15 protein-coding genes and 2 pseudogenes are annotated in these 23,008 nt (G+C 70.7%); 10 read left to right on the plus strand and 7 right to left on the minus strand.

Annotated features, from left to right (window positions below):
- Nucleotides 1-87 precede the first annotated feature (87 nt).
- From P8T65_RS07670 to P8T65_RS07700, 7 genes are all read left to right on the plus strand, one after another.
- Nucleotides 88-2,205, plus strand: coding sequence for an AAA family ATPase (locus P8T65_RS07670; RefSeq protein WP_316724602.1), 2,118 nt, complete (start codon nucleotides 88-90; stop codon nucleotides 2,203-2,205).
- Nucleotides 2,198-3,445, plus strand: coding sequence for a 5-methylcytosine restriction system specificity protein McrC (locus P8T65_RS07675; protein ID WP_316724603.1), 1,248 nt, complete (start codon nucleotides 2,198-2,200; stop codon nucleotides 3,443-3,445). The genes P8T65_RS07670 and P8T65_RS07675 overlap by 8 nt, the downstream gene beginning before the upstream one ends.
- 469 nt (nucleotides 3,446-3,914) lie before the next feature.
- A complete protein-coding gene (locus P8T65_RS07680; protein ID WP_316724604.1) occupies nucleotides 3,915-6,353 on the plus strand; it encodes an AAA family ATPase in 2,439 nt (812 codons plus the stop codon).
- Nucleotides 6,350-6,772: a hypothetical protein gene (locus P8T65_RS07685; protein WP_316724605.1), complete on the plus strand. Its 423-nt coding sequence runs from the start codon at nucleotides 6,350-6,352 to the stop codon at nucleotides 6,770-6,772. Before P8T65_RS07680 ends, P8T65_RS07685 begins: the two co-directional genes overlap by 4 nt.
- A 216-nt stretch (nucleotides 6,773-6,988) precedes the next feature.
- Nucleotides 6,989-8,809 carry a DUF4357 domain-containing protein gene (locus tag P8T65_RS07690; RefSeq protein ID WP_399098512.1) on the plus strand — a complete coding sequence of 607 codons (1,821 nt, stop codon included), beginning with the start codon at nucleotides 6,989-6,991 and terminating at the stop codon, nucleotides 8,807-8,809.
- Between the two features lie 17 nt (nucleotides 8,810-8,826).
- Nucleotides 8,827-10,062, plus strand: coding sequence for a 5-methylcytosine restriction system specificity protein McrC (locus tag P8T65_RS07695; protein ID WP_316724607.1), 1,236 nt, complete (start codon nucleotides 8,827-8,829; stop codon nucleotides 10,060-10,062).
- Between the two features lie 40 nt (nucleotides 10,063-10,102).
- Nucleotides 10,103-12,238 carry a UvrD-helicase domain-containing protein gene (locus tag P8T65_RS07700; protein ID WP_316724608.1) on the plus strand — a complete coding sequence of 712 codons (2,136 nt, stop codon included), beginning with the start codon at nucleotides 10,103-10,105 and terminating at the stop codon, nucleotides 12,236-12,238.
- A gap of 27 nt (nucleotides 12,239-12,265) precedes the next feature.
- Here P8T65_RS07700 and P8T65_RS07705 read toward each other — a convergent pair whose 3' ends face one another.
- A complete protein-coding gene (locus tag P8T65_RS07705; RefSeq protein ID WP_316724609.1) occupies nucleotides 12,266-13,918 on the minus strand; it encodes an N-6 DNA methylase in 1,653 nt (550 codons plus the stop codon).
- A gap of 189 nt (nucleotides 13,919-14,107) precedes the next feature.
- Between P8T65_RS07705 and P8T65_RS07710 the strand changes: the two are divergent.
- Nucleotides 14,108-14,398: pseudogene (locus tag P8T65_RS07710) on the plus strand (Gfo/Idh/MocA family oxidoreductase); the annotation flags it as partial.
- 230 nt (nucleotides 14,399-14,628) lie between these two features.
- Nucleotides 14,629-17,082 (plus strand): SpoIIE family protein phosphatase, encoded by a 2,454-nt coding sequence (locus tag P8T65_RS07715; protein ID WP_316731514.1) that lies wholly within the window; start codon nucleotides 14,629-14,631, stop codon nucleotides 17,080-17,082.
- A gap of 88 nt (nucleotides 17,083-17,170) precedes the next feature.
- Here P8T65_RS07715 and P8T65_RS07720 read toward each other — a convergent pair whose 3' ends face one another.
- Complete coding sequence (locus P8T65_RS07720) at nucleotides 17,171-18,184, minus strand: LacI family DNA-binding transcriptional regulator (protein WP_316731515.1); 1,014 nt, start codon at nucleotides 18,182-18,184, stop codon at nucleotides 17,171-17,173.
- Between the two features lie 304 nt (nucleotides 18,185-18,488).
- Here P8T65_RS07720 and P8T65_RS07725 point away from each other — a divergent pair, with 304 nt between their 5' ends.
- Nucleotides 18,489-19,454, plus strand: coding sequence for a glycoside hydrolase family 6 protein (locus tag P8T65_RS07725; RefSeq protein ID WP_316724610.1), 966 nt, complete (start codon nucleotides 18,489-18,491; stop codon nucleotides 19,452-19,454).
- 118 nt (nucleotides 19,455-19,572) lie between these two features.
- Here P8T65_RS07725 and P8T65_RS07730 read toward each other — a convergent pair whose 3' ends face one another.
- The 5 genes and pseudogenes from P8T65_RS07730 to P8T65_RS07750 form a co-directional block, all read right to left on the minus strand.
- Nucleotides 19,573-19,848: a hypothetical protein gene (locus P8T65_RS07730; protein WP_316724611.1), complete on the minus strand. Its 276-nt coding sequence runs from the start codon at nucleotides 19,846-19,848 to the stop codon at nucleotides 19,573-19,575.
- On the minus strand, nucleotides 19,845-20,663 hold the full coding sequence (locus P8T65_RS07735) for a phytanoyl-CoA dioxygenase family protein (protein ID WP_316724612.1): 819 nt from the start codon (nucleotides 20,661-20,663) through the stop codon (nucleotides 19,845-19,847). The genes P8T65_RS07730 and P8T65_RS07735 overlap by 4 nt, the downstream gene beginning before the upstream one ends.
- Nucleotides 20,664-20,868: 205 nt before the next feature.
- A pseudogene (locus tag P8T65_RS07740) lies at nucleotides 20,869-21,039 on the minus strand (DUF397 domain-containing protein); the annotation flags it as partial.
- On the minus strand, nucleotides 21,036-21,911 hold the full coding sequence (locus P8T65_RS07745; protein WP_316724615.1) for a helix-turn-helix transcriptional regulator: 876 nt from the start codon (nucleotides 21,909-21,911) through the stop codon (nucleotides 21,036-21,038). The pseudogene P8T65_RS07740 and the gene P8T65_RS07745, both read right to left, overlap by 4 nt.
- Before the next feature lie 188 nt (nucleotides 21,912-22,099).
- Nucleotides 22,100-22,981 carry a C40 family peptidase gene (locus P8T65_RS07750; RefSeq protein WP_268269155.1) on the minus strand — a complete coding sequence of 294 codons (882 nt, stop codon included), beginning with the start codon at nucleotides 22,979-22,981 and terminating at the stop codon, nucleotides 22,100-22,102.
- Between the last annotated feature and the right edge of the window lie 27 nt (nucleotides 22,982-23,008).

Raw genomic sequence — 23,008 nt, forward strand, 5'->3', positions numbered from 1 at the left:
GTGCCAGCCACCTGAGTCGTATGCAGGGAGTTGCCCAACCTTGCCGGGCGATGGGAACGCTACCTCGTGCTCCGGCATCATGGCCCCATGACAAACGGGGTTGATGTGCGCACGGCGGCAGCCGAGTTCGACCGGACCTCCGTGGCGGACGCCGAGTCGGCTGCCGAGGACGAACGCAAGCAGGTGCTGGCCCAGTTTCCGTTGGAGGAGTGGGCGGAGCTGCCGCTGGAGCGCTACGCGCTCGGGCAGGCCGCGCCGCCCGGGTCGGGGCCGACGTACTGCCGGCTCATGGAGTTCGGCACTCCTCACCTGGGCAGCATCAAGGGCGGCAGTGCCGCCAAGCACATCATGTACCACCACAACTCCGGCGAATGGCGGACGGCCGCTCCCCTGCGCGGCATGGACCCGCAGGAGGCCTGGGCGGAACTGCGCGGACAGTTCGTCCGGGCCTTCGACGCCGTCGGGGCGGGAGACTTCGACGCCCTGGACGACCTCGAAGTGCTGCGCTACGGACCGGCACTGGTGACGAAGACCCTGGCGACCTACTTCCCCGAGGACTTTCTGCCGATCTACGCGGGGGAACACCTACGCCGGTTCGTCGCCCTGCTGTTGGGCGACACGGACCAGGGCGACGCCTCGGCCTGGCGCATCAATCGCCGCCTGCTCAAACTCGTCCAGGTGCAGCCTGAGTTCAAAGGCTGGACCAGGCATGAAGTGATGCGTTTCCTGTACGAGCACTTCGACCCTCGGCCCCGCCAACGCACCATCTGGAAGATCGCCCCCGGCGAGCGCGGCCGTCTGTGGGAGGAATGCCGGAACGGCAAGTTCATCTGCGTCGGGTGGGACGAGCTCGGCGATCTCGGCCAGTACCAGAGCGACACGGAGCTGAAGCAGGCCCTGGACGCGCACTGGCCACGCAGCAGTGGCGGCAGCCTGACCCTCGCCCGCCGGCTGCTGGCCTTCCGGGACCTGGAGGCGGGAGACCGGGTCGTCGCCAACCGCGGGACCGACGAGGTCCTGGCCACCGGCCGGGTCGACGGGAGCTACCGCTACGACCCGGAACGGCCGGAGTTCCACCACGTCGTCCCGGTGATCTGGGACCTCTCCCACGCGCAGAACCTGCCGAAGCCCCAGCACGGGTGGCGGTCCACCTTCGCCAAGGTCGACCCGTCCCTCTTCGCCAGGTTCACCGCACACAACGCCGACTCCGGCTCCGACTCCGTCCCGGATACGGGCCAGGCGCAGACGGGCATGCCGGTCGCGCTGCCCGAAGACGTGCAGGTCGTACTGGACGCGCTGGAGCGCAAGGGGCAAGTGATCCTGCACGGGCCGCCCGGTACGGGCAAGACCCGGCTCGCGCTCGGTGCCGCCCTCGCCCTGGACGGCCGCGCGGATGTGCTCGGGGCCGACGCCCGTCAACGTGCCGAGGCGCAGGCCGAGATGCTGCACGGCGACCGTGTCAGCATGGTCACCTTCCATCCCTCCTACGGCTACGAGGACTTCGTCGAGGGCTTCAAGCCGGACCTGAGCGCCACCGGCCCGGGGCTCACACTCGCGCTCACAGACGGCCTTTTCCACACCGTGTGCAGCCGGGCCGCCGCCCACCCCGACCAGACGTTCCTGCTGGTCGTCGACGAGATCAACCGCGGTGACCTGCCTCGGATCTTCGGCGAGTTGATCACGCTCCTCGAACTCGACAAACGGAACCTGCCGGTGGCCCTGCCCGTCAGCAAGCGCCGCTTCTCCGTACCGCCGAACGTCGGGGTCATCGGCACGATGAACACCGCCGACCGAAGCATCAGCCATCTGGACGCCGCGGTCCGACGCCGCTTCGCGTTCCTGCCCGTGGGCCCGGACCCGGACGCCATCTCCGGGACCGTCGGCCCCCTGGACCTGGCCGCGTTCTTCGAGTCCCTCAACACCCGCATCGCCCGCTACCTCGACGCCGACCACCAGATCGGACACGCCTACCTGCTGAGGGACGGTGAGCCGATCGCCACCGAGGAGGATCTCGCCGCGGCCTTCCACCACGAGGTGATCCCGCTCCTGGAGGACTACTGCGTCGGCCGGGCGGACCTGTTGCACCGTATCCTCGGCGGCCTGGTCGATGCCGAGACCGGGCGTCCGCTCCTCATGCCCCCGCAGGACCTGGCGGACGCGCTGGCGACCGAGTTCACCAGCGGCGTTTCCGGCCCGGATGCCTGACCGCATACCGGTCCAGCTCGGCGAGTACGAGGCCGCCCCGCTGGAGCCCGATCAGCTCACTCCCCGGGACGTCGACCGCCTGCACGCCCTCCAGACACGGGGCTGCCTCACCCTGACCAGGGAGCGCACCGGGTGGCGGCTCAAGGCCGACGCGACCGTAGGAGTCCTGGTCCTGGACCGTGTCCGCGTGGTCGTCACACCCAAGTTCGCCATTCCGGAAGAGCAGCTCATGAGCTGGCTCGCCTACGCCCTCGGCACACCCGTCCCGGCGACGGTCAGGAAGTGGGCCACCGGCCCCGACGGTTACGCCGACCTGGTCGCCGCCGCCCTGCTCGAACAGTGCGAGCGGCTGCTGCGAGAGGGGCTCCGCCGGGACTACGTACGCCACCGGAGCGTCGAACCAGTGCTCCGGGGACGCCTGGACATCGCCGCCCAGGCCACCCGCCGCTACGGACAACTGGACCAGCTGCACGTCCGCACCTTCGACCGGGAGGCGGACATCTGGGACAACCGTGTTCTGGGGAGCGCACTGAAGGCAGCGCTCGGCCTGACCGCCAGTCCCGACCTTGCGCGCGCCCTGCACGGCGCCGCCGGCGCCTTTCCGCAGGCCCCGACCCCGGCCGCGGCGCTCCGCGCCCTGGACCGCACCCAGTACACACGCCTGAACGCCCGCTACCGTCCCGCCCACACCTGGGCCCGCCTGCTGCTGCGCGGTGGCGGCGTGACCGACCTGCTCACCGACCACGGCACCACGGCGGACGGTCTCCTGCTCGCCATGCCCGCGCTCTGGGAAGCCGTCGTCCGCCGTCTCGGCACCGAGGCCGTCGGCCCGCACGGCGGCCGTGCCGTACCCGGCGGAAGCGGCGTCGGCATCACGGTCCACGGAGACCGGGGGAACGCCTCGACCTTCCGCCCCGATCTCCTACTCGGCCTTCCAGCACTTCCAGGTCAGGACACGGCGCATCGCACACTGCTGCCCGTGGACGCCAAGTACAAGCGCTACGACCGCCACGGCGTGAGCGCGGCCGACGTCCACCAGCTCCTCACCTACGGCAGCGGCTACGCGTCCGCCGATGCCCCTACGGCCGTCATCGTCCATCCCCAGACGGGCCGTCACGCCCAGCGAACCCTCCATGTGCGTGGCCCCAACGGCTTGTTGGGCACGATCGCCATCCTCGGTGTCGACACCCGCACCACGCCCGAGCAGGCGACGGCCTGGATCGGCTCAGTACTGCGCTGACCACCACACGCCGGCCCTGCTGCATGTGCAGGGAGGCAGCGTTCAGCCCCTGCCAGTCGGAGCCCGAGGTAAGCATCCAGCCGAGTGAGCCGCATCCCCGTGGACTGGCGCCGCCTGGCCTCCGAGACCAGCTGCGCCCACTCGTCGCCGAACGCCATCGTCTCCCCCATTCCGACTAACGACTCCTGGGCAACGTCAGCAACAGCGCCGAACGCGCACGGAGTTGCCGGTGCGGCTCCCCTCACCGAGGTGAAACGCCGCGAGTCCCGACGTGATGGACCTCCCTTCCCGCGCAGCACGCAGACCCAAGTGCTCACACGTTCGAGATACGTACACAGATTCGAACCTTTGGAGCCGCGTGAATATGTTGACACTGCTAACGCAATCTTGCCATGCTCATTCACGGCAACATGACACCCATCAGTCCGCGCCGCACTCCCACGTCGCGCCCGGCACCAAGGAACCGAACATGAGTCACCAGCCTCCCGAGCCTGCTCCCGCGACCTCCGGCTCCCTTCGCGAGCTCCTCCTCAGCCGCCTCGCCGATCCCGGCCTGACCCCGGCAGCGCGGGAGCTGCTGATCGAACTGCTCCCGGAGGAGGAGGTCGGGAACAGCGGCGGGCGGGCCGGTCCCGTCCAGCTCCGGTCCATCACCGCGGCCGGCTGGCGCGGTATCGGTCCGCGGGCCACGCTCGAACTGCCGCCCGGGCCGGGCCTGGTGGTCGTCGCAGGGGCGAACGGGTCCGGCAAGTCGAGCTTCGCCGAGGCTGCCGAGACCGCGATCACGGGACGCAACTCCCGCTGGGAGGGGCGGCGGGCCGGTGACTGGCAGAAGGGCTGGCGCAACCTCCACAGTCCCGACGTCGTCCCCGAGGTCTGCGTCGAACTGTCCGTGGGTGAGGGGGCCGAGGCCGTCACCGTGAAGCGGACCTGGCACGGGGGCAAGGTCGACGAGGCGCGGACGCGGGTCGAGAGGCAGGACGGCTCGGAGCGGAAGCTGGAGGAGGTCGTCGACGCCGGGGCGCTGGAGTTGGCCAGGCCGTTCCTGCCATACAGCGAACTCGGGTCCATGATCAACGGCACGCTCGGCAACCTGCACGACGCCTTCTTTAGGCTTCTCGGGCTCGAACTGCTCGCCGAGTTCGACACCCGGGTCAAGGACGCCGTGAGCGAGTACGACAAGGCGGACAAGGCGGGGAAGACCCTCACCGCGAAGCTCCTCGGCGACCTCTCCCACATCGACGGCCCCAAGGCCCGTGAGGCCGTCTCGGCACTGTCCGGGACCACGCCCGACCTCGTGCGGGTGCGGGCGCTGCTGGAGAGCCGTTCCCCGGCGGCCGAGGCTGAACTCTCCAGGCTGCGGCGGTACGCGAGCCTCACCGGGCCGGACCTGCGGGAGGTCGGTGGAGCCGTTGCGCGGCTGCGGGAGGCCGCCGACGACGCCGAGGAAGCCCGGTACGGCAGCGCCGAGGACGCCCGCCGTCTGGCCCGGCTGCTGGAGGCGGCACTGGACCACCGCCACCGCTCCGGAAGCACCGACTGTCCGGTCTGCGGCAGTGAGAACCGGCTCGACCGGACATGGGCGGAACAGGCACGGGCCGATGTGGAGCGGCTCCAGACGGAGGCGGTCGCCGCCGAAGCCGCCCGGAAGGCCGCGGCGACCACCCTGCGGGCGGTCCACGACCTCGTACAGCCGGTTCCGGTGTGGCTGCGCGACGAGGACGATCCGCTCGTGTCGGTCTGGCGGGACTGGACGCTGTGCCGCGACATCACCCATCCGCGGGAGCTGGCGGACCGCGCCGAGCGCGCGGCGGCGGCCCTGGACGACGCGTGCCGACAGGTCCGGAACGACCACACCAGGCGGCTCTCCGACCACGACGAGGCGTGGCAGCCCGTGGCCGTGCGGCTCGCCGAGTGGGTGGGCGTGGAGGAGGCTGCCCAGGCGGCCCGCGTCCGCCTCCCGCACGCGCGGAAGGCCCGTGCCTGGCTGCGGCCGATCATCGACGAGCTGCGCAACGAACGGCTGCGGCCCTTCGCCCTGCGGTCCCAGGAGGTGTGGCAGCGGCTGTGCGAGCACAGCAGCGTGAGCCTCGGATCCGTCACCCTCGCGGGAACTCCCGGGCGCGGCAGGGTTGTTCTCGACGTCTCCGTGGACGACATGACGGCCCCTGCGTACAGCGTGATGAGTCAGGGGGAGCTGCACTCCCTCGCGCTCTCTCTGTTCCTGCCGCGCGCGACGCACGCGGACAGCCCGTTCGGGTTCCTCGTCATCGACGACCCGGTGCAGTCGATGGATCCCGAGAAGGTCGAGGGGCTGGCCCGGGTCCTCGACGCCTGTGCCCGGGACCGGCAGGTGATCGTGTTCACCCACGACACCCGTCTCGCGCAGGCCGTCGACCACCTCGGCATCCGGGCGACCGTCCTGCACGTCACGCGCGGGACCGACTCCGTGGTCGGCGTCGAGACCGCGAGCGACCCCGTGGAGCAGGCGCTGACGGAGGCCCGTGCCGTTTCCCTGGACCCGGGTGTACCGCAGGACGTGGCCGATCACGTGCTGCCCGCGATGTGCCGCAGGGCCGTGGAGGCGGCCTGCCTGGAGACCGCACGTCGCAGGCTGCGCGACGAGCACGGGCTCGGCATCCGCGAGGTGGAGGAGCGGATCGGCTCGCTGGACCGCACTAAGACGTACGTGGCCCTCGCCCTGCTGGGCGACGAGCGGCAGCAGGCCCGTGAGGCCGTCGAGCGGATCTGCCCCGGCGGCTGGGCGCTGATCACGGTGTTCAACTCCGGCTCGCACACGCCCCTGCCGACCGTCGACAGCCGGAAAGATCTCGTGCGCCGCACGAAGGCGCTCGTGGCGGCCGTTCGGCGGGGCGCCGGAGCCCGGGGCGCCGGAGGTGCCCGGTGACCGTGTCCCCGGAGACCCTCGTGACCGCCGCGGGCCGTCTGCTGTCCCCCGGCCCCGGGACGGCCGACGCGTCGGCGCCCAGCGCGCTGACGCCCGGTCTGCGCGCCCGCGCCGCCGCCGTCCTGCTCCGCATGGCCCTCGACCAGGCCCTGGACGCCTACTGGCTGGGCGTCACCCCGTCGATGACGCGGGTCGGCAAGCACCGCATGCTCTGCCTGGAGTGGTACGCGGGCCACGACACCGCCCGCAGGTGCCGTACGACCTGGTCGGCGCTGAGCGCGGCCTGCCACTACCGCACCGGTGAGCTGCCGCCCTCCCCCGCCGAGATCCACACCCGTCTGCTGGAGGTCACCAGCCTTCTGTCGGCCCTGCGGCCCGGAACCGGCACGACCCCGCTCAGCTCGACGGCAGGCTCCTGACCGGGCACATCGCCCACCGGTTGCACGACCAGGGCCTTCGCATCCCGGCTGGACCGGAGGAGGGGTCGGCTCAGCGCTCTGAACTCGCGCGCGACGGCGGCCCTGGCGCCGTGAGGCGATCCGCGCGCACAGTACCCGCGTCCTCTTGGGGGACCGGTCTGTCGGTGGTCGCGCCTATCGTTCTCATCAGACGGTGTCGAGTGGGGAGTGATGTCCGTGGCCGAGTCCGCGACGTATCCGGAGTTTCAGCTGCGTCTACCCAATGGCGACGGCATCGGCCGGGCACGCGGTGCGCTGCTGGACGAGACGGGAACGAACGGAAGCCGGAGGTTCCTGATCCGGGCCGGCTCTCCGGCCCGGGATCATGTGATGCCGTCACTCGCCACCCACTTCAAGGCCCCGTTCAAGCACCGGGAGGACCTGAGGGCCCGGGGTGTACTCGTGCCCTCGACCCGGTGGCCCGGCTGGTTGGAGCTGACCGAGGACGTGGTCGTCGGTTCGCCGTCGTTCGCCGCCGTCCTCCTGGTCGGCGCCCCGCGCAACGGGTGGAAGGAATGGCGGACGGAGGACGGCGCGCCGTTGTCCGACTTCATGGCGGCGGTGTGGCACGGCCCGAACCGTCCCTGGCTGGTACGCGGGTCGAACGTGACCGGACTGGACCTGGTCCAGAGGATGTGGCTCCCTGAAGGCCGCGTCACGCTGGCCGCCTCCCGCCTTCGGCAGGGAGTCGGGCAAGGCGTCAGCAAGGACGAGCTGCGGACCCTGGTCCAGGAGGACTACGAGTCCACCGCCACCTACAGCCAGAAGCAGCAGCTCGTCGAGGACCTGCACGCCTTCCTCTCCCGCATGAAACCCGGAGACACCGTGTGCACCATCTCCGGCGGCCGGCTGTACGCGGGGGAGATCGCGGGCGAGGCGGAACAGATCGCGTCGGACGACGGACGAACCAACCTGCGGCGACCGGTCGAGTGGGAGACGACCGGGTACCCGTACGACAACCTGCCGGAAGAGCTTCAGCAGAAGCTGTCCGTCCAGCACGATGTCGTCGACCTCACCTCCGTACAGGCACATATCGAAGGACTGGGCCGGTCCGACCAGGAGCTGGTCGAGGAGGCGGAAGCCATAGAGCGGGACCCCAGCGTGGAGATTCCCGCGCTCACCGCCCGCCGCGAGCTGGAGCTGCCCGAGCCGACGGACGAACTGACCGACGAACTCCTCGTGCACGACACCGAGTGGCTGCGCGAGGTGCGAGACCTGCTGTGGGACGAGCGGCAGTTGGTGCTGTACGGGCCGCCGGGCACCGGCAAGACGTACCTGGCGCTGAAGCTCGCCGAGTTCCTCGGCAGCGGGCCCGAGCAGGTCAAGCTCGTGCAGTTCCACCCGTCGTACGCCTACGAGGACTTCTTCGAGGGCTTCCGGCCCCAGGAGGACCCGCAGACCAGAGAGGTCGCCTTCCGGCTCACCGCGGGCCCGCTGCGCGAACTCGCCGACCTCGCCTCCCGTGAGGGCAACCGGCACATCCCGCACTTCCTGATCATCGACGAGATCAACCGGGCCAACCTGGCGAAGGTCTTCGGCGAGCTGTACTTCCTGCTGGAGTACCGCAACAAGTCGGTACGGCTGACGTACTCCGGCGACGACTTCGCACTGCCGCCGAACCTGTTCGTGATCGGGACGATGAACACCGCCGACCGCTCGATCGCCCTCGTGGACGCGGCGATGCGTCGCCGGTTCGCGTTTGTGGAGCTGTCGCCGCGTACAGAGCCCACGAGCGGTCTGCTGCGCCGCTGGCTGGCCAAGGAGGGCAAGGACACCGAGCCGGCCGACCTGCTCGACGCACTCAACTCCCGTATCGGCGAAGCCGACTTCCGCATAGGGCCGTCGTACCTGATGAAGAAGGGCGTCTACCGGGAGGGCGGCCTGGAGCGGACCTGGCGGACGAAGATCCTTCCACTGCTGGAGGAGCACCACTACGGGGAGGGTATGGACATCGAGAAGCGGTACGGGCTGACCGCGCTGCGGGAGTCACTCGGGTGAGGTCGGCCGCGGAAACCGTGAACCCTGTCGAGCCCGTGGCGCCGGTAGAGCTGGTGGAGCACGCGCCGGCCGTCCGCCGCGCCCTTCCCGAGCCCGTCGGCCGCGCGCTCGCGGCCGCCGACATCGTGGAGGCGACCCCCGACCCGTACGCACCGGGGCACTGGTCACTGCGGGCGGGCAGCAAGGTAGGGGCGGTGGCCGTGACGGTACCGGGCGGCGGCGAGCCGGTCACCGTGCGTGTCACACCCAAGGTGCCCATCGGCCGCCTCTTCTTCCTGCTCGGCTACAGCCTTGATCCCAAGGGGAGTTGGCGGGACGGGGAGGTCGAGGTCGCCGAGCACCGTGATCTGGTGCCCGCGCTCGCCCACGCGGTGGAGCGGCAGGTGGACCGGGCGCTGCGGCAAGGGCTGCTGCAGGGGTACAAGGCGACGGAGGAGAGCGCTCTCGTCGTACGCGGACGGCTCCGGGAAGCCGAGCAGATACGGCGTCGCTTCGGGGCGGCACTTCCGGTGGAGGTGGCGTACGACGAGTTCACCACCGACATCGCGGAGAACCGCATCCTGCGTACGGCCGTCGAGCGTCTCCTCCGGCTGTCCGGTGTACCGCGCGACGTGCGCCGCAGGCTGTCGCACCAGCGCGCCCGCCTGGCCAACGTGACCGCGATCGTGCGCGGGCAGCCGATCCCCGACTGGCTCCCCACCCGCCTCAACGCCCGGTACCACCACGCCCTGCGCCTCGCCCGCGCGGTCCTGGACGGCACCTCCGCCGAGCACACGCCCGGTGGGCTGCGCATCGACGGCTTCCTGTTCGACATGAACAAGCTCTTCGAGGACTTCGTGACGGTGGCCCTGCGGGAGGCCTTCCGAACCACCGGCTCGGGTCACACCGCCCGGTTCCAGGACCCGCACCACCTCGACAAGGCCGCCGCGATCCGGATGAAGCCGGACTTCGTGCTGTACGGGCCGGACGGCGGAACCCCGTGCGCCGTCGTCGACGCCAAGTACAAGGCGGAGAAGCGGAGTGGCTACCCGGACGCCGACCTGTACCAGATGCTGGCGTACTGCACGGCTCTCGGCCTGCGCGAAGGACACCTGCTGTACGCGAAGGGCAACGCCGCGCACGCCGCCCATGAAGTGCGCCACGCGGGCATCCTCATCCACCAGCACGCCCTCGACCTGGACCAGGAACCGGCAGGGCTCCTCACGGACATCGAAAGGATCGCCCTCCGGCTGGTGAACACACCGCGCGTATGATCGACTGCGGAGTGTCCGTCCAGGGTGGGGAGTTCACCTCGTGCCGCAGCTCGCGTTCGCCAACAGCTTCTGGGAGAGCTACGACGTCCTGGAGAAGCCCGTCAGGGCCGGCGTGCGCAAGGCGATGCAGAAGTTCCAGCAGCTCACCGTGCCCGAACTGCATGCGGACAAGGGGCTGCACCTGGAGTCCGTGGAGAACGCCCGCGACCCGCGCATGCGGACGATCCGCATCAACGACTTCTGGCGGGGCGTGGTCCTCGCACCGAACGACGGCAGCGATGTGTTCCTGCTCGTCAACGTCGTCCGCCACGACGACGCGTACACGTGGGCGGCCAAGCGGCTGTACACGACGAACTCCGCGACACGGGCGCTCGAAGTCCGCAACGTCGTGGCCATCGAGCAGCTGACCCCGGCCCTGGAGAAGGCGGCGGTCGCCGCACCCTCGCTGCTGTTCGCGAAGTACTCCGACACCGTGCTGCGTGAACTCGGCATCGACGACCAGGTCCTGAGGGCCGTGCGGACCATCGTCGACAAGCCGCAACTGGAGGCGTTCGGCACACTGCTGCCCGAGGACCAGTTCGAGGTGCTCCAGTACCTCGCGGAGGGGTTCAGCGCGGAGGACGTGTACCGGGACGTGGTCGCCGTGCGGCGGCCGGTCGACGCGGGCCCCGACCCGGACGAGAGCCTGGCCATCGTCATCGCCAACACGTCGAGCCGGATCAGGCTCGTCACCGGCCCGGAGGAACTCGCCGACATCCTGGAGAAGCCGTTCGCGGCCTGGCGGGTCTTCCTGCACCCCTCGCAGCGCCGGGTCGCCTATCGGGTGTCGTACGGCGGGCCGGTCCAGGTCACGGGCGGCCCGGGCACCGGCAAGACGGTCGCGGCCCTGCACCGGGTCAAGCACCTTCTCACCCGCTCTCCCGGCACTCGCCTCCTGCTGACCACGTACACGAACGCGCTGGCCTCCTCCCTGCGCGAGAACCTGTCCCTGCTCCTCGACGGCGACGAGTCGCTGCTCGGCCGAGTGGACGTGACCACGGTCAACGCCTACGCGCACGGCGTCGTGACCCGCCTCGACGGCAGATCCCCCTCCCCCATCGGTGACCGAGAGGAACGGCAGTTGTGGGAGCGCGTCGTCAAGAAGCTCGGACTGCCATGGACGGAGCAGTTCCTGGCTCAGGAGTACCGGCACGTCGTACTCGCCCAGGATCTGCGCACCCTGGACGCGTACAGGGCCGCCGTACGACGCGGTCGTGGCAGCGCGCTGTCGGCGGCCCGACGCGAACAGCTGTGGCCCGCCGTCGAGTTGTTCGAGGAGCTGCTGCGTGTCCAGAAGGCCACCACGTATCTGAAGGTGTGTGCCCGTGCGGCCGATCTGCTCGCCGACTCGGCTCCCACGCACGACCACGTCGTGGTCGACGAGGCTCAGGACCTGCACCCCACCCAGTGGCGTGTCCTGCGTGGTGCGGTGGCGTCCGGCAGTGACGACCTGTTCATCACGGGCGACCCGCACCAACGGATCTACGACTCGAAGGTCTCGCTCGGTTCGCTGGGCATCTCGGTGACAGGACGCACCCATCGCCTGCGCATCAACTACCGCAGCACGGAGGAGATCCTCGCCTGGTCGACCGGCATCCTCAGCCCGGTGAACGTCGACGATCTGGGCGGCGCGGGCAGCGACAGCCTCGCCGGCTACCGCTCGCTGCTGCACGGCCGAAGGCCGCACGTGGACGGCTACGGATCCGAACAGGCAGAGGTCGCCGCGCTCGTCGGGAGGATCGAGGAATGGATCGCCCAGGGCATCCGGCCCTCGGAGATCGGGGTGTGCGCCCGCTTCAATGTGCTGCTCGACAAGGTCCACGACAAGCTGGCCGCGGCCGAGGTGCCCGTGGTCCGGGTCAGGGACAACCCGGGTCCGGGTGTGGACGGGGTACGGCTCGCCACCATGCACGCCATGAAGGGCCTGGAGTTCCGCTGTGTCGCCGTACTCGGGGCATCGGCGAGCGCGGTTCCGTTCGCGCGCGAGGTGACGCCCGCCTCCGTGGACGCGTTGCAGCACGACTCCGATCTGCTGCGGGAGCGGTGCCTGCTGTTCGTGGCGTGCACGCGAGCCCGCGAGGCGCTGTCGGTGTCATGGAGCGGGATCGCCAGTCCGTTCGTACCTCAGCCGAACTGACGTGACGCGCATGGCAGTGGTGGATCGTCAGTCCTCCGGTTTCAGCGCCCCGTTACCCAGCCCGTCCCGAGCCAGCAGCGCCGCTTCCCGGCTCAGTTCAGCCACCCTTCGGGCGCGTTCCTCGAATTCCTGGAGCACTCGGAAGGCCGCCCCGAACCGGCGTTGCTCGGCGATGTCCATCTGGGGAATGCGCGCCCCCTTCCCGTCGAGGCGAAAGGTGCCGCTGGCGCTCGTGGAGCGCCGGGTGTTCGCGGCGCTGCGCAGGAAGCCCTGGAGGTAGTCCGTGTCGAGCTGGTCGCTGACCGAGACCGGCTCGGGGTCGCCGTACTCGATGAGCCCGGCTCGGGCGAGGTCGGCGACACTGACGGAGGGCCCGTCGACCGCACCCGGTCCGTCGCCCGCGGTGAGTACCGGCAGCAGTTCGGCCAGCAGTCTCACTTGCTCCGTCAACTCCTGCCGCAGAGCGACGTATTCCGCCGCGTAGTCACGATGGGACTCCGCCACATGGCGGCCGGGTGTGAGGTCCACCGTGTCGTCGAGCAGGTCGATCAAGGGGACGTCCGCCACCTGGCCGGAGGCCGGCTCCAGGGACGCGTCGGGTTCTGTCGCGGTCAGGTCTACCATGCGGACACTGGTCACGGCGTCACCGAGCGTGCGTGGCCGGCGCAGGTGCCACAGGTGCACGGGGAGGGCGTGCGAGGACGCGGTGCCGGGCGGGAGGGCGGTGACCTGGGTGAGGATGCCGCGCCGCACGAGTTCGGCCCGGATACGGCGGCCGGCCTTGCGGTAGGCGACCGAGGCGGGCATGACCATGAGGACTCGGCCGCCAGGGGCGGTGTGGGCGTACGCATGCTGGAGCCAGGCGAGTTCGCCTTCGGCACGCGACGGAGTGCCGAACTCCCACCGCGAGTCGAGGAGCAGCTCCTCGCGCCCCCAGTCGGTGTCACCGACCGGCGGATCGCAGACGACGAGGTCGGCCTTGACGTCCGCCCAGAGGTCGTCACGCAGGGAATCACCGATCCCGATGTCGACGCCCTCGCGACCGGTGAGATCCGCGCGGAGCTGCGCGAAGCGCGCGCTGCGGATGTCGGACTCCTGCCCGTACCGCAGGGGCCCTCGCTCCGGCCCCACGGCCAGCAGCAGCGTGCCGATGCCGCAGGCCGGGTCGAAAAGGGTCGCGTCACCCGCCACCTCACCGGCGAAGCGACGCACCGCACGGACCACGCGGGGGGAGGTGACCTGGTCCGAACCGGCCCGGCGCACGGAGTCGGTGAAGCGCTCCGCGAGAGCGTCCACCACCTCGGCCGTGGAACCACTGCCGATCAGGTCTCGAGCAAGCCGGACGGCGTCCTCCGGCAGATCCTTCGGGCGCGCTTCCCCGGCGATCAGCCGTGCGACATCGACGAGCCCGCCGATCATCTCCTCGCCGTAAGCCCCGCGCAGCAGCTGCCACAGCCGGACCTCGATCGAGACGTCCTGCACCTTGCGCTGCTTGTCCAGCCACGCCTGCACCTCGGTCAGGTCGAAGAGCGGGCTGTTCACCCCGCCACCGGCGGGCGCGGGAAAGTCGCTGTACCGCCGTCTCCAATTGGAGACGGCGGCGCGAGTGACGCCTGCGAGCCGGGCGATCTCGGCGCCGGTGACCAACGCATTCGTCGATGCCGGGGAGGTATCTGCCATACCCGCCACCGTACACAGCGATCTCGACGGCCATCAACGACCAAGTTCGTTGACGCCGTCAACAAATCCCCCCAAGGGCAGGGCATACTCGCTGTGAATACGTACTCACTCCTCGAACAGCCCCGGACGCCTCTCCCCGCCCTCTCCCTCTGCGCTGGTGGCACGCTCGCGCCGGGAACCGCTGCGCGGCAGTTCATCAAGGAGGCGGGTGACGTCGACACGGCATCCGCGCTCCTGACCTTCGACGACGGCACCCATAGGCGTCATCCCTCCGGCGTCCCGCACACCTTCTTCACGGACCGCTTCGCCGGTGCCTACCGCGCCGAACTCACCGCGTTCACCGAGGTCGTCGCCGGCACCCGTACCTCGCCCTGCACGGTCGCGGACGCCCTGGAGGCCGGCTGGATCGCCGAGGCGGCGACCCTGTCCGTGGCCGAGCGCCGCCCGGTACGGCTGGAGGAGGTACGCAAGGAGGCCTGAACAGCACCGGGGCGCCCGGCACGCCCCCCACCCGGCCCCGGGCATCCCCGGCGTCCGCACCGCCACCGCCCCGGCACCCCACCGCCCCCGCCTCCCGGCGACCCCGACCGCACCGGTCGGAGCGCCGGAGTGCGGGGGCGGATCTACGCTGGAAGGCGGCCGCTGGAAAGCAGCCGCTGGAATCCAGCCCTGGCGGGACGGCTGTCCGGACGGAGGCGTGTTGCGTGGAAATGGCCGACCAGCAGGATGCCCCCACTGCCGCCGTGGTGGTCGACGCGGACGGCGTGGTGAGCGGCTGGAGCGAGGGAGCCACACTGCTGCTGGGCTGGACGGCGGCGGACACCGTCGGGCAACCGGTGGCCGAGCTGCTGGCCGATCCCGTACCGCCCGGCTTCCCGGAGGACCATGGCGTCGGCCCCGACCCCACGGGGTTCGTCCCCCTCCGCCACCGGGACGGTTCCACGCTGGACGCCGTGGTGGCGGTCCACCCCCTGCACGGCACCGACAGCCGGGCGCTGGGCCACGTCCTGACCGTGCAACGCTGGGGGCGCCGCCCGGTGATCGCCGACCGGGCCTTCGAGCAGTGTCCCTTCGCGCTGGGTGTGTACGACCCTGAGCTGCGGTTCCTGTGGATCAACGCCTCCTCCGGCCGGGTGATCGCGCACACCGAGGAGCAGGTGCTCGGCAAGAAGTACCGCGAGGTGCTTCCGGAGTTCGACCGCTCGCTGTTCCCCGAACGGGACGACAAGCCCTACACCGACGCGCTCGCCGAAGTGGCGAGGACGGGCGAGGCCACGCGTCTCATCACCGTCTTCCGCCCGCGCGGCAGTGACTACGCCAATGCCTGGGCCACCAGCATCTGGCCCGTCCGGGACGCCGAGGGCAAGGTCCGCGCGGTCGCCAACTGGGGATTCGACATGAGCGCCGAGTACTGGGCCCGGCAGCGCCTGCTTCTCCTCAACGAGGCCAGCGGCGGAATCGGCCGGACACTCGACGTGATCGGCACGGCCGAGGAGCTGGCCAGGACCCCCGTACCGGGATTCGTCGACCTCGTCACCGTGGACCTCTTCGACGAGGTGCTGCGCGGGGACGAGCCGCCCTCGCCACCCGCGTTCAGCCCCCGCGATGCCCTCACGCTCAGCCGCGCCGCCCGGCACAGCGCGAGGGACGACGACTCCTCCCTCACCGAGCCCCCCAAGCCGGTCAGCCACGCCGCCGGTTCCGTGGCCGCCCGCTGTATGGCCACCGGCAGGTCCACGGTCGAGCTGACCGCGGAGTCCGGGCAGGGCGGCGAATGGGCGTTCGGGCCGGGGCTCGCCGCCGACCCGGCCCACTGGCCGCCGGGAAACCCGGTGGTCGACGAGTCGCTCGCCGAGGACGGACTGACCGGCCGGATCACCGTGCCGCTGCGGGCGCGCGGCGCGCTGCTCGGTGTCGTCGTGTTCTCCCGCCTGGACCGGCCCGAGGCCTTCACCGCCGACGATCTGATCCTCGCCGAGGAGCTGACCGCGAAGGCTGCCGTCGCCATCGACAACGCCCGCCGGTACTCACGCGAGCGCACGACCGCGCTGACCCTGCAGCGCAGTCTGCTGCCGCAGCGGCTGCCGAGCCAGGAGGCGGTCGAGGTGGCCTCCCGCTATCTGCCCGCCGGGACCGGCTCGGAGGTGGGCGGTGACTGGTTCGACGTCATTCCGCTGTCCGGCGCCCGTGTCGCCCTGGTCGTCGGTGATGTCGTGGGGCACGGCCTGCACGCATCGGCCAGCATGGGGCGGCTGCGCACGGCGGTGCGCACCCTCGCCGACGTGGACCTGCCGCCGGACGAGCTGCTCACCCATCTGGACGATCTGGTCCTGCACCTCGCCGGCGACCACCATCCCGGCGGGCACTTCCAGCCGACCGGCGAGTCCGGGGCCACCTGCCTGTACGCCGTCTACGACCCGGTCTCGCGCCGTTTCACGGTGGCGAGCGCCGGCCATCCGCTGCCGCTGGTCGTCTTCCCGGACGGCACCAGCATGCCCGTGCCCGCGCAGCCGGGGCCGCCGCTCGGCATCGGCGGGCTGCCCTTCGAGGCGACCGAGGTGGAGCTCCCCGAGGGCAGTCTGCTCGCCCTGTACACCGACGGCCTGGTGGAGAGCCGCGAACGCGACGTGGACCAGCGGATCGCCGAGCTGCTGAGGGTCCTGAAGCCTTCCGCGACGTCACTGGAGACCCTCTGCGACACGGTGATGGACGCCATGCTCCTGCCCGATCGCCGCACCGACGACGCGGCCCTGCTGCTCGCTCGCACGCACGCGCTGGACCCCCACCATGTCGCCGACTGGGACGTCGAGGCCGACTTCGCGCAGGTGCAGCAGGCCCGGCAGGCGGCCGTCGACCAGGTGGAGGCGTGGGGTCTGGCCGAGGCGGCGTTCATCACCGAACTGGTCGTCAGCGAGCTGGTCACCAACGCCATCAGGTACGGCGAGCCACCGATCCGGCTGCGGCTGATCCGTGACACCTCCCTGATCTGCGAGGTGTCCGACGGCAGCAACACCGCCCCCCATCTACGCCGGGCCCGCGCCTTCGACGAGGGCGGCCGGGGCCTGTTGCTCGTCGCCCAGCTCACGCAGGGGTGGGGCACCCGGCACACCACCGACGGAAAGACGATCTGGTGCGCCCAGACCCTCACCCCTCCGAAGCCTTGACGAGTCCGAGCCGCGATGACCACGATCGCCATGAGCACGAGCCGCGACGAGCACGAGTGCGACCGGTCCTCCGCCGGGCACCGCCTTCTCAGGCGCTGGAGCGGAGAACCAGGCGCGTGGGCAGGATCAGCGGGGTGGGGTCCTGCCCGTTGACGAGCGCGACGAGCATGCGCGCCATCTCCCGTCCGAGAGCCGTTATCGGCTGGTGGACGGTGGTGAGCGGCGGATCGGCGATCCGGGCCACGGCCAGGTCGTCGAACCCGACCACGGCGACATCCTCGGGAACCGGCCGCCCCGCCCCCCGCAAGGTGCGCAGCGCCCCCGCCCCCATGTTGTCGTTGGCGGCGAACACCGCGTCCACATCCGGGTGTTCCGCCAGCAGCGCGGCCATGACGGCGGCCCCGCCGGGCTCCGTGAAGTCACCCTCGTACGGCGGGAACGGTTCGCGCCCGGCGGCCAGCATCGCGTCCCGGTAGCCGCGGTACCGCGCGCGGCTCACCTCGGCGTCCAGCGGCCCGCAGATCGCGGCCACCCGGTTGCGCCCCAGGGAGAGCAGGTACTCGGTGGCCTCGCGCGCTCCGCCCGTGTTGTCGACGTCCACGTACCAGCGCGGGGCCGAACCGACGGGGCGGCCGCCGAACACCACCGGCATCTCCGCCTCCTCGGCTATCCGAGCCAGCGGATCGTTCTCGCGCAGCGCCATCAGCATGACGCCGTCGGCGCCCTTGCCGCGCAGCAGTTCCTCCACCCGTCTGCGGCCCCGGTCGGTCGCGGCCAGGCACAGCATCAGATGCAGGTCGCCCTCCTCCAGTGCGGCCGACGCCCCCACGATCACCTGGGCGAAGAAGGGATCCGCGAAGATCGACGGATCCTCTCCCGAGACGACCAGCGCGGCCGCTCCCGTCTGCCGCGTGGCCAGCGCGCGGGCCGTCGGATTGGGCACGTAGCCGAGCTGTCGGACGGCCCGCTCGACGGCCTCGCGCTTCCCCCGGCTGACGTGCGGCGCGTTGTTGAGGGCGCGGGAGGCCACGGAGCGGGAGACACCCGCGAGTTCTGCCACGGCGTCGAGCGTGGGCTGCCGACGCGGCGGATCGCCCGCCATCACCATATGGACCCCTCCCCCTGGCCGAACACGCCGAAAACTGGGAGCGCTTCCGGCCATAGGGACCGTAGAGCCTCGAACTCGCCCTGTACAGAGGGAGTTTCACGCCTCGACTCTTGACAGTTCTACCAGCCAGCCACACGATACCGACCACACCCCAGAGATTCTCAGTGCAACTGGGAGCGCTTCCAATGGGAGCGCTCCCACCTTCCAGGCACGTCGAACCACCGCACTTCCTCAGCGCGTCGCACGCTCTGGACGAGAGCGTGCGACGCCTCCCTGCCAGGAATTCCGAGGTGATGTCATGCGCCGCAGGCTCCGCGCCCTGATGGCAGCGCTCTGCTCGCTACCGCTCGCGTTCGCCGCCGCTCCGTCCGCCCATGCCGCCGACCCGACCAGCATGACCAGCGGGTTCTATGTGGACCCCGACAACAGCGCGAAGCGGTGGACCGCCGCCAACCCCGGTGACGGCCGGGCGTCCGCGATCAACGCCTCCATCGCGAACACCCCGATGGCCCGCTGGTTCGGCTCGTGGAGCGGCTCGATCGGCACGGCCACGAGTTCGTTCACGGGCGCCGCGGACAGCCGGGACAAGCTGCCCATCCTCGTCGCGTACAACGTCTACAACCGCGACTACTGCGGCGGGCACTCCGCGGGCGGCGCCTCCTCGCCGTCCGCCTACGCGAGCTGGATCTCCCAGTTCGCCGGTGGCATCGGCAACCGTCCGGCCCTGGTGATCCTGGAGCCGGACTCGCTCGGGGACTACGGCTGCATGAACCAGGCGCAGATAGCCGAGCGCCAGAGCATGCTCAGCGGCGCCGTCTCCCAGTTCAACCGCCAGGCCCCCAACACCTGGGTCTACATGGACGCCGGCAACCCCGCCTGGACGGACGCCGCGACCATGGCCAAGCGGCTGCACGAGGCGGGCCTGCGGCAGGCCCACGGCTTCTCGCTGAACATCTCCAACTACCTCACCACGGGCGAGAACACCGCCTACGGCAACGCGGTGAACAGCCAGCTGAGTGCCCGCTACGGCTACACCAAGCCGTTCGTCGTGGACACCAGCCGCAACGGCAACGGCTCCAACGGCCAGTGGTGCAACCCCTCGGGCCGCCGCATCGGCCCCGCCACCCAGATGGGCGGCGGCGCCGAGATGCTGCTGTGGATCAAGGTGCCGGGCGAGTCGGACGGCAACTGCGGCGTCGGCTCCGGCTCCTCGGCCGGTCAGTTCCTGCCCGAGGTCGCCTACAAGATGATCTACGGCTACTGACCACGGCCGCCGACCCGCCGCTCCAGGACTCCGTGGCCCGGTCCACTCGCCCCGCGACCGGGCCACGGGCTCGACGTCAGCCGGAAGGCCTCGCCGTCAGCCGGGTGAGGTCTCGACGTCAGCCGGAAGAGGTCTCCTCCAGCTTCTCGAAGAAGAACTCGTGCTTCAGGAAAGAGACGTCGTACTCGTGACCGGACCGGGGCGGCAGGAGCTGAGACGCCTGGAAGAGGCGCCACCCGTCGAGCAGCGCGTCGAGCCCCGTCGGGTAGGGCGGCTCGTCGCTGTCTCCCGCCGTCGGACGGGTCCGGCCGGTGCCGTCGTACCGGGACCAGCCCACGACCGGCGAGTCGAGCGCCGAGGTCGACAGATACAGGACCAGGACCTGTTGCCTCATGCGTGGCTCCTCAGGGCGGGCCGGTTGCTGACGCGCGTGACCCAGTACTCGACGTCGAACGACTCGTCACCGGTCAGGGCCCGCCACAGCAGGACCCGGTTGTAGATCTCCAGTCGGCCGGTGGCCTGCTCGTACCACGGGAAGTGGGTGTCCAACTCCGCCGTGACGGCCGGGTCGTGCAGGTCGCCGGTGTCCCACAGGCGCACCTGCGGCACGGTCGGGTTGAGGCGCAGCTTGTACATGAAGCGGCGGCGCGCGGAGTCGTTGCGGCGGCCGCCGTGCCAGATGCCGTGGTGCACGAGGACGACCGTGCCGGCCGGGCAGGTCAGCCGGGTCTGCCCCCGCAGGTTCTGGACGCGGCCGATGTCCGTCTCGTTGATCCGGCGCAGATGGCTGCCGGGCACGCTGAGGGTGCCGCCCATCTCGGCGGTCACCTCGTGCGGGTAGTACATGAGCTGGAGGTCGAACGCGTCCGGCCGTACGTCGATGATCGCGTCCGCGTGCAGGTCCTGCGCGTGGCCCTCGTGGGGCTCGCGGACGTGCACGGCCTGGTGGTCGACGGTCGGTCCGGGTCCGACCAGACTCTCCACGGCACCGGCGACGACCGGCAGTTCGAGCAGCGCGTGGACGAAGGTGTCGGGCGGGAACGCCGCGCTCAGCGGGGTGCCGTACGGCACTCCCGGCAGGCCCTCGGCCAGCGCGGCGACGGCCCGTTCGTTGATGTCCGGCGGCACCACCCCGTCCAGGCGCAGGAATCCCTGCGCGACGAAGCGGGCCACCTGAACCGAGGTCAGGAGGTGCTTGCTGGTAGGCATACGACGAACCTACGGACCACCCCCCGCCCTGTAGTGGGCTGAAATCTTCCTGTGGTGGTCCATTTTCGCGACCGGCAACCGGCGCGGCCGGTGGGCGCCCCGAACGGGAGGCGCCCACCGCCGTGGACCACGCGGACTAGGCGGAGTACGCGGTGAGGTCCGCCTGTCGGTGTCCCTGGCGTCCCTCGTGCCCCTCGTGTCCCACGAACCCCACGAACCGCGACCATCCCGCCCGTCCGACCGCGAAGTGCGGCTGGGTCACGTCCTTGGAGTCACGTACGCACACGGCCTGTCCGGTGACGGCGACTTCGACGCAACTGTCACCCTGGCTGCCGCTGTAGCTTGACTTGAACCACGCCAGTTCCGTCGTGCTCATAGGTCCAGTTCCCCTCGGAGTCGCTCCAGCAGCGCCCGGGAATCCTTGGCATTCAGGGCCTGCGAGCGCAGTGTGTCATAGCGCTGGTGGAGCAGGCTCACCTCTTTCGAGTCGGAGATCAGACGGCCGTTCTGCTGTCCCTCGGAGTACGCGAGCCGCTGCCCCTGCGGCGTCTCCAACAACTGCACGGGCCCGTCGAGGCACGCGTGCAACCCGGCCTCCAACGGCACGATCTGGAGCGTCACATTGCGGGGCGTGCTCAGCTCCAGCACATGGTCGAGCATCCCCCGCATCCGCACGTCGTCGCCGAACCGCCGCCGGAACACATGCTCCTCGACGATGAAGCTGAACGGTGTCGTCGGCCGCTCGAACAGCATCCGCTGACACTCCATCCGGCGGTCCATGAAGCTGTCCAGCCGGTCGTCCGGGGTCACCGGGACGGTCCCCTCGAAGACCGCCCGCGCGTAGTCCCGTGACTGCAACAGGCCCGGCACCAGCCTGCATTCGTACGTGCACAGGCTCACCGCGACCCGCTCCAGCCGGGCCCACTGGCGGAACCAGGCCGCCAGGCCCACGTCCCCCCGCCCCCGCGTCACATACTGTGACGACTTGCGCAAGGCCCCGGTGTTGCCCAGCAGTTCGTCGGCCCGCCGCACGTAGTTCGCGTCCGGCATCCGACGTCCCTGCTCCACCGATTCCACCGTGTGCCGGGAGAAGCGGACGAGATCCGCGAACTCCGCCCGGCTGTAGCCCGCGTGCTCGCGCAGCGCCTGTGTCACGGCGCCCCATGTCCGCAGACTGTCCGAGGGATCGGGTTCGCGGTCCACCGCCGTCCCCTCGTCGGCCACTGCCTCGTCGTAGTCGTTGCTCATGCCGCCGCCCGTCATCCGCGGCCACCTCCGGTCTTCGTGCGCTGTGGCCCCCATGCCCCGACGCCACCCACAGTGACGGGAAGACGTGCGTACTGTCCACAGAACGTGCCCGTACGCTGACGCAGCGTACGGGCGCAGGTGACGCTCGCGCAGGTGGCCGCCCCCCGACGGTCACCGGCGCGAGTCCGTCAGGAGATGGGTGGCACGTCCTTGCAGTCGGGCACGCCCGCCAGCCAGGCCGGGCCCTTGATGTAGATGTTGGTGACCCAGGCCCGGTAGTCCGGCAGGTAGGACCAGACGTCGTTCTCGTAGCCCTCCGCCCGGACCAGCTCCGCGTGCTTCTGGCAGTACACGCGGATGGTGGTCGAGTACGGGAAGGCATAGACGCGGTCGGCCCCGAGGCTGGGCAGGGCCTTGGTCCAGACGCCGGTGCCCCACGTCTGGTGGATGTGGCCGGTGGGTTCGCCGGTGTTGACGCGGACGGCGCCGAAGTAGGTGCTGCCCAGCCGGACGTCACTCACCATCAGCTTGGTGCCGGACTGCCTGGCCTCGACCATCTTGCCCGCGCCGAGGTAGATGGCGATGTGCTGCATGTCCGTCGAGTCCTTGCCGTAGGCGAGGAGATCGCCGGGCAGCAGCGGGGCGAGGCCCTGGGCGGCGGTGAAGCGGGCGGCGGCGCGGTGTGTGTAGAACTGCTGGCTGGCGACGCCGTTGAGGATGTCCCTGCCACCGGTGGCCTGGGCGTACGCGTACCGGACCAGGCCGGAGCAGTCGAACCCGCGCCGCTCGGGGTCGTGTTCGCTGGCGGGGTCGGAGGGGTCGACCTGCCCGTAGGTGGCCCCGGGTGTGGCCCCGTGGCCACCGCCCCAGGTGTACCAGGTGCCCGCGGCGACCTCGGCGCAGGCGGCGGCGATCGCCCGCTCGGCGGCGGCGGAGGCGCCGGACGCGAGAGGTCGGCAGTCACCGGCGGCGGGGGCGGCGGGTGCCGCCGAGGCCGTGGACACCGGCGCCCAGAAGAGCAGCGCCATGAGGGCGATCAGTGTGCGGATGACATTGGTCCGGCTCACCATGCCGGAACCCCCGTTTCCTGTTGGTCT

Source organism: Streptomyces sp. 11x1 (genome assembly GCF_032598905.1).
Taxonomy (GTDB): domain Bacteria; phylum Actinomycetota; class Actinomycetes; order Streptomycetales; family Streptomycetaceae; genus Streptomyces.